Origin of the sequence: Rhabdaerophilum sp. (assembly GCF_046092605.1) — a bacterium.
Classification (GTDB): domain Bacteria; phylum Pseudomonadota; class Alphaproteobacteria; order Rhizobiales; family Beijerinckiaceae; genus Rhabdaerophilum.
In genome coordinates this window covers 1-3,988 of record NZ_JBJTDY010000039.1, presented here as the reverse complement: position 1 = coordinate 3,988, position 3,988 = coordinate 1, and the positions used below count along the sequence as shown (strand labels likewise).

General features: G+C 63.0%; 5 protein-coding genes and 1 tRNA gene. 2 read left to right on the top strand and 4 right to left on the bottom strand.

Going from position 1 to position 3,988, the window contains the following annotated elements; genetic code table 11:
* Positions 1 to 35 precede the first annotated feature (35 nt).
* On the bottom strand, positions 36 to 578 hold the full coding sequence (locus ACKODO_RS03615) for a TIGR00645 family protein (protein ID WP_408982086.1): 543 nt from the start codon (positions 576 to 578) through the stop codon (positions 36 to 38).
* 124 nt (positions 579 to 702) lie between these two features.
* On the opposite strand from ACKODO_RS03615, the gene nhaA reads away from it, so the two are divergent.
* On the top strand, positions 703 to 1,866 hold the full coding sequence (gene nhaA, locus ACKODO_RS03610) for a Na+/H+ antiporter NhaA (RefSeq protein WP_408982085.1): 1,164 nt from the start codon (positions 703 to 705) through the stop codon (positions 1,864 to 1,866).
* Positions 1,867 to 1,868: 2 nt separating this feature from the next.
* On the opposite strand, the gene msrA is transcribed toward nhaA, so the two are convergent.
* Positions 1,869 to 2,519, bottom strand: coding sequence for a peptide-methionine (S)-S-oxide reductase MsrA (msrA, locus tag ACKODO_RS03605; protein ID WP_408982084.1), 651 nt, complete (start codon positions 2,517 to 2,519; stop codon positions 1,869 to 1,871).
* A 340-nt stretch (positions 2,520 to 2,859) separates the two neighbouring features.
* Here msrA and ACKODO_RS03600 point away from each other — a divergent pair.
* Positions 2,860 to 2,949 (top strand) — tRNA-Ser (locus ACKODO_RS03600).
* A 290-nt stretch (positions 2,950 to 3,239) separates the two neighbouring features.
* Here ACKODO_RS03600 and ACKODO_RS03595 read toward each other — a convergent pair.
* On the bottom strand, positions 3,240 to 3,437 hold the full coding sequence (locus ACKODO_RS03595; RefSeq protein ID WP_408982083.1) for a hypothetical protein: 198 nt from the start codon (positions 3,435 to 3,437) through the stop codon (positions 3,240 to 3,242).
* A 317-nt stretch (positions 3,438 to 3,754) separates the two neighbouring features.
* The coding region (locus ACKODO_RS03590; RefSeq protein ID WP_408982082.1) for a transposase at positions 3,755 to 3,988 on the bottom strand (234 nt) is incomplete at its 5' end.

Below are 3,988 nucleotides of genomic sequence, written 5' to 3'. Positions count from 1 at the left end.
CCTCGCCGCGCGCCGCCTGAGGCCGCATGCCCCTTTCATTGGCCGCGTTCGGTGCCGGCCTTCCTGTCAATGGTCTTCTTGCCATGCGCCGTTTCGGAGAAGCGATCCGTCAGCGCCATGATGAGGCCAGACACCACGAAGACCATATGGATCACCACCAGCCATGTAAGATCACGATCCGAGGTGTTCTTCACGTTCATGAAGGCCTTGAGAACCTGAATGGCCGAGATGGCCACGATGGATGAGAGCAGCTTCAGCTTCAGGCCCGTGAAGTCGATCTTGCCCATCCATTCGGGCCAGTCCTCGGTCTGGCCCGGATCGATGCGCGACACAAAATTCTCGTAGCCGGAGAAGATCACGATCACGATCAGCGAGCCTGTCAGCGTGAGGTCCACCAGCGCCAGAACCCCGAGGATCACCTCCGATTCGGTGGCCGTGTAGCCATGGCCGACGAAGTGAACCAGTTCCTGACCCGCCTTCAGCAGCAGAACGCCCAGGGCGGCCACGAGCATCACGTAGAAGGGCGCGAGAAGCCAGCGGCTCGCAAACAGAAACCGCTCCAGAAGGCGTTCGATCATCGGGCCATTCCTCGTTCGGGCTTGGCGAATGGACAACTTGGCCCTATTTCGCTCGTATCGAGTAACACTGGGAGATGGACTTGGGAAGCGCCCGGCATCCCAGCCGAAAGGGAGGGGATGGCCGATGGCCGCGAGTGACCAGGCCGCGATGCAACGCTGGGCGGGCCTTGTCCTGGCAGTCTCTGCCGTCCTCGCGCTGATCTTTGCCAATTCCAGCTTTTCAGGCGCTTATTCGGCGATTCTCAGCTTTCCCATTCAGGTGGCGATCGGTGACTTTGCGATCGCCAAGCCATTGCTGCTCTGGGTGAATGACGGGCTGATGGCCATCTTCTTCCTGCTCGTCGGCCTCGAAATCAAGCGCGAGTTCCTCGCGGGCGAACTCTCGGATTGGCGGCGGGCCGTGTTGCCGCTCATCGCGGCCTGCGGCGGTTTCGCGGTGCCGGCACTTCTGTTCGTGGCGCTCAACATCGGTTCGCCGCAGAACTTCGCCGCCTGGGCTGTGCCGACCGCGACCGATATTGCCTTCGTCGTGGGCCTCATCGCGGCCCTCGGCCGCCTTGTGCCCTTCAGTCTCAAGGTCTTCGCGCTGGCCATCGCGATCATCGATGACCTGATGGCCGGGGGGGTGATCGCCGCGTTCTACACGGCGAAGATCTCGCTCCCCATGCTGGGGCTCGCGATGGTCTGCCTCGCGAGTCTCGTGGTGTTCAATCGGCTCGGCGTGCGGCGCATTGCCGCCTACATGCTGGTGGGCATCGTGATGTGGGCTCTGGTGCTGAAATCCGGCGTGCATGCCACACTCGCCGGTGTCGCCATGGGCCTTGTCATTCCGCTGCATACGAAATCCGGTGCGACGCCGCTGGAGGATATCGAGCACGGGCTCCAGCCGTGGGTTTCCTTCCTCATCGTGCCGATCTTCGCCTTCGTGAATGCCGGCGTGCCACTGGCCGGGATGGGGCTTGATGCGCTCTTCGCCCCGCTGACGATGGGCATCATCATCGGTCTCTTCGTGGGCAAGCAGTTCGGCATTCTCGGCGCGACATGGCTTGCAGTGCGGGCCGGGCTTTCGCCCAGGCCTGCCGGGTCCACCTGGCTTCAGATCTATGGCGTAGCCATCCTCTGCGGCATCGGCTTCACGATGAGCCTTTTCATCGGTTCGCTCTCCTTCAGCGATCCCGTCTTGCGGGACCGCGTGCGCCTGGGGGTGATCGTGGGATCGCTCGCCAGCGCGATCTTCGGCGTGCTGGTGCTGTGGATCGCCGCGAAGCGCGCGCCTGTCGGCCCCTGACGCTATGTCTTGAGGCCGATGGGACAGGAAACGCCCGTGCCGCCGAGCCCGCAATAGCCGTTCGGCTTCTTCGCCAGATACTGCTGGTGATATTCTTCTGCGAAGTAGAACGGCCCGGCGGGCGCGATCTCGGTCGTGATGTCCGGGTATCCCGCCGACTTCAGCCGAGCCTGATACGCCTCGCGCGAGGCTTTCGCCTCGGCGAGCTGCGCCTCGCTGGCGGCGAAGATCGCCGAGCGATATTGCGTGCCGACATCGTTGCCCTGCCGCATGCCCTGCGTTGGATCGTGATTCTCCCAGAAGATGCGCAGGAGATCGGCGAAGCGCACCTTCGAGGGGTCATAAACCACGCGCACCACTTCCGTATGGCCCGTGCGGCCGGAGCAAGTCTCCTCGTAGGTGGGGTTCGGCGTGAAGCCACCGGCGTAACCCGCCGCCGTGCTCCAGATGCCGTCGCCGATCTGCCAGAACTTGCGCTCGGCACCCCAGAAGCAGCCCATGCCGAACACGGCCTCCTCGAAGCCCTCCGGGATCGGCCCGTTCAGCGGCCTGCGAAACACCCAATGCGTCGCGGCCGTGGGAATGGCCTGCGAGCGGCCCGGCAGCGCCTCTTCGGCGCGAGGGAGCGTGACGGCTGTGCGGGCGAAGAACATGGCAACCTCCAGAAGCGCCGATGATGGACCCGAAAGCTGGGGTCGCGCAGCCTTTCGCGCAAGGGCGTTCGCCGCAGGCACGTGACCCGGTATGGGAAAAGCGACGCCCGCTTTCGAAAAAGCGCCGCGAGCCGCCTTGCATTTTGTCGGGCCTCCCGCCATAACCCGCGCGACTTTCGCGCGATGAATGCCCGTGGCTTTACATCGGAAAGAAATGCGTGCGCCTGATGGGCGCAGGCAGACGGACAGGTGGCCGAGTGGTTGAAGGCGCACAGCGATGCCTCGGGCATCGCATCTGTCCTCGGAAAGAAATGCGTGCGCCTGATGGGCGCAGGCAGACGGACAGGTGGCCGAGTGGTTGAAGGCGCACGCCTGGAACGCGTGTATAGGGGCAACTCTATCGAGGGTTCGAATCCCTCCCTGTCCGCCATCCCACTGCTTTGACGCGTCTCCCGCCCCTATCGGGTCGCCAGAAACCCCAAACAATTCCAATACATTGACCGAGCGGCCTGTGGACCTTAGGTCGTCCGTCGACGGCCCATTTTTTCCGTTTTCGCGTTTACTCTCCGTACCCGTGGACTTTCGACTTTTCGGTACGGCGCGGTTAAGCGGCTGAAATATCATGGTTTTCCGCAACACCAAGCACCGCACGATTTTCTCTGATACAGAGGTCTGGAGAATGGAGAACGCGAAAGCCTTCATTGATTTTCCAAGGGAATTTCAATCGGCGACTTCGCAGGAGATGAGCGGAGTACGGCGCCAATGGGGGCAGTTCATTCGATCGAAGGGCTGATCAAATGGGTTAGCCGCGACGAATGGCGCGGTGCATTTGAAGACGTCTTCCAGCGCCATGTGGGCCATGCGTGCCGCGGTGCCGGCATCGAACTCGATGAGCTGGCCGAGGTCGTCGGCGATCACGGCGTCTCGAACCTGTGGGGCAACGCGTTCGAGGATTTCGTGTCGCCAGGGCCGGACGAGCACCGATGGGGTCCTCTCGGCCGCTCTTAAAACTTAACCGATATTTCCCAGATAGGCGGCCCATCCGCCCCCGCATGACGGCAGAATAGCCCGACCCTGGTCCTCTTGGAAGCGCGAAGCGCGTCGCGACAGCGTCCGTCGCAGCACAATCGCGTTCAGACCGCCCTGCCACGCCCCCATCGTGCGATTCTCGCTGGTTTTGCCACGATGCGGGCGCACTTCGCCTGTCGCCTGCTTCGCGAGCCCGCTTTCTGCCGTCAGCATGGTGTCGGTTCTCGTGGTCGCAGCCCGTCGATCATGTCGAGGATGCGCCCGAACAGGTCACGTGGCACGGCGACCTCGGCCATCTGGAAGACGGCGTAGCGCGCATGGGCGATCACCTTCGCGCCGATCTTCACCACCTTTTCGCGGATCGTGGTCAGCGACCAGCTTTCCATCTCCTCCGGCAGGGCGAGCGTGCGCAGGAAGTTGGACAGGTTGTAGGCCAGGGC

Excerpts from the sequence above, each read along its gene's own strand:
- ACKODO_RS03615 (WP_408982086.1), bottom strand. The coding sequence starts at position 578 with ATGATCGAACGCCTTCTGGAGCGGTTTCTGTTTGCGAGCCGCTGGCTT.
- nhaA (WP_408982085.1), top strand. The coding sequence starts at position 703 with ATGGCCGCGAGTGACCAGGCCGCGATGCAACGCTGGGCGGGCCTTGTC.
- msrA (WP_408982084.1), bottom strand. The coding sequence starts at position 2,519 with ATGTTCTTCGCCCGCACAGCCGTCACGCTCCCTCGCGCCGAAGAGGCG.